The sequence below is a fragment of the Trueperaceae bacterium genome (genome assembly GCA_019454765.1).
Classification (GTDB): Bacteria; Deinococcota; Deinococci; order Deinococcales; family Trueperaceae; genus JAAYYF01.
In genome coordinates this window covers 1-2,240 of record JACFNR010000088.1, presented here as the reverse complement: position 1 = coordinate 2,240, position 2,240 = coordinate 1, and the positions used below count along the sequence as shown (strand labels likewise).

General features: G+C 76.7%; 2 protein-coding genes. Both read right to left on the bottom strand.

Annotated features, from left to right (window positions below):
• A partial coding sequence (locus tag H3C53_13355; protein MBW7917654.1) for a hypothetical protein occupies positions 1 to 1,328 on the bottom strand: 1,328 nt, incomplete at its 3' end.
• Positions 1,329 to 1,629: 301 nt separating this feature from the next.
• On the bottom strand, positions 1,630 to 2,240 hold a 611-nt coding region (locus H3C53_13350; GenBank protein ID MBW7917653.1), incomplete at its 5' end, for a hypothetical protein.

Sequence of the window (2,240 nt, the reverse complement as noted above, 5' to 3'; positions counted from 1 at the left end):
CGGGCGGCGGGGGACGCGGTCGGGCTCGCGTCAGGCGCGGGCTCCGGCGGCGCGAACAGCGGGACGGCGGCGACGGGCGCGGCGGTGGGCGCGGCCGGAGACGCGACCAGCGTCTCGGTGCCGGCGCGTGCCGTGCGGGGGCCGCGGCCGGGCGCGCGCTTGGGCGCTCCGCGGTGGGCGAGGTCGGCGGTGGCGTACGCCCCGCCCGCGCTTGCGTACCCCTCCCACGCCCACGCCAGGTCGGCGGCTTGGGCGTGCGGGTCGCGCCACGCCACGCGCTTGGCGGCGGCGGGGAAGCGCTCCAGGGTGGCCTCCAGCGCCTGCTCGCGCTGCTCGCGGCCCGGCCAGATGCCCTCCTGCACCCCCAGCCGCTCGGGCGTGCTCAGCTCGACGGTGAGGCGCTCGATGGGGCGGCCCTCCGCCCGGCTGTCTTGCAGCGCGAAGAGGGCCTGCTGGCGGATGTGGCGCGCCTGCTGCAGCGGGCGCTTGGCCAGCCGGCTGGCGCGGCGCTGACCGCCCGCCAGGGTGGCGGTGAGCGTCAGGCGCCGCGCGGCGCGCCCGGCGAGGGCGCGCTCGAGCTCCGCGGCCAGGCGGTCGATGGCGGGGAGGAGCTGGCGCGGCTCGCGCACCGGGTCGGGGAAGGTGAGGGAGCGCTGCACCGTGAGGGGGAGGTGGTAAGGGCGCAGCTCCGCGCGACGGGGACCGTGGAGGTGAGCGACGACGGAGTCGCCCTCCGCGCCGAGGTAGGCGCGGATCTGCGGCGCGCTCCAGCGCGCCAGGTCGGCCGCGGCCGAGAGCCCCAGCCAGTTCAGGCGCGTGAGGTTCGCTTCCGACAGCCCCACGCCCTTGAGGAACCGCAGCGGCAGTCGCGCCAGGAACTCGCCCTGGCGCGGTGGCGTCACCTCCCTGACCGTGCCGGGCCCGGCCGACAGGGCCGCGAGTTCGGCCGTCTCGACGTCGGGGGCGAGGCCTGCCCTGGCGCCGTACGCGTGCGCCACCTCCTCGGCCTCGGCGCGGGTGAGCCGGGCGAAGACGCGGCCGCGTGGGCCGCTCTCCAGCCAAGGGGTGAGGTGGTGGAGTTCGCGCAGCAGCGCCTCCCAGGCGTGAGCGAGGTCGGGCTCCAGGAAGGCGCGCTCCTCCAAGGCGGTCACGCGCATGCGCGCCCCCGCCAGACGCATGCCGGGGGTGACGCCGTGGCGCTTGGCGGCGGCGTTGGCGTGCAGCACGCGCTGATCGTCGACTATCACCAGCGGCACCCGTGCGAGCTCCGGCTCGGCGCGCTGCGCGAGGTAGAGGGGGAACGGACCGAACTCGAGGGCGGCTAGCACGGGCGGTGCTCCTCGACGGCGCGCCGGCCGAGTAGCACCGCCGCGATGGGGAAGAGCAGCTTGAGGGGCGCCGGTGGGCGAAGGGTCGGGGCGCGACCGGGGCGCGGGGGGCGCCTGCGGGGCGAGACCGGGAATGTTGTCGTGGTGCACGGTGTTAGCATGTGCTCACCTCGGTAGGTCCGCGTCAGCAGACCGCTTCGGGGCTACCGGGAGGGCGCGTCCTGTTGCTTGGCGGCGGCGGACGCGCCCTCCCTCGTGTTACGCGCGCTCCCTCGCGCGCGCCTGCCCGTCAGGGCGCGGGTCAGGGGCGGTGGGGGAGCGGGGTGGCCGACTCGCTCCCTTCTACGAGCAGGTCCCGCACGACGTCGCCCCGTAGCAGGCTGCGGAAGACGCCGTCGACGTGCAGGTCCTGGGCGGCGACGGTGACGCTGGGGAAGGCGGGGTTGTGCGGCCGCAGGCGGTACTGGCGGGGGCGGGCCTCGTCGGCCGCCCAGTCGAGGTACTTGAGGGTCGTCTCGTCCTCCCCGACGCGCACGGCGCAGATCTCGCCGGGACGCTGCGGTTCGGCCCGGTGGAGGAGGACCACGTCGCCGTCCTCGATGCGGTCGGCCATGGAGTCCCCCCGGACGCGCAGCGCGAACTGATCGGGGCGGCCGCGCAGCGAGAGGTGCCCCTCGGGGGCGGGGTAGGCGCCCACCGGCAGGCCGGCGGCGATCTCGCCGTAGAGCGGGACGCCGAAGGCGGCGCCAAGGAGCGTGAGGCGCGGGCTGCGACCGGAGCCGCGGCTCTCGAGGACGAGCTCACCCTTCGCCTCGAGCGCCCGCAGGTGCTCGCGCAACGTGGAGTAGCTGATGCCGAGGGTGCGCGCCAGCGCCGTGAGTTCAGGCGTCTCGCCCGAGCGTTCGAAGGCCG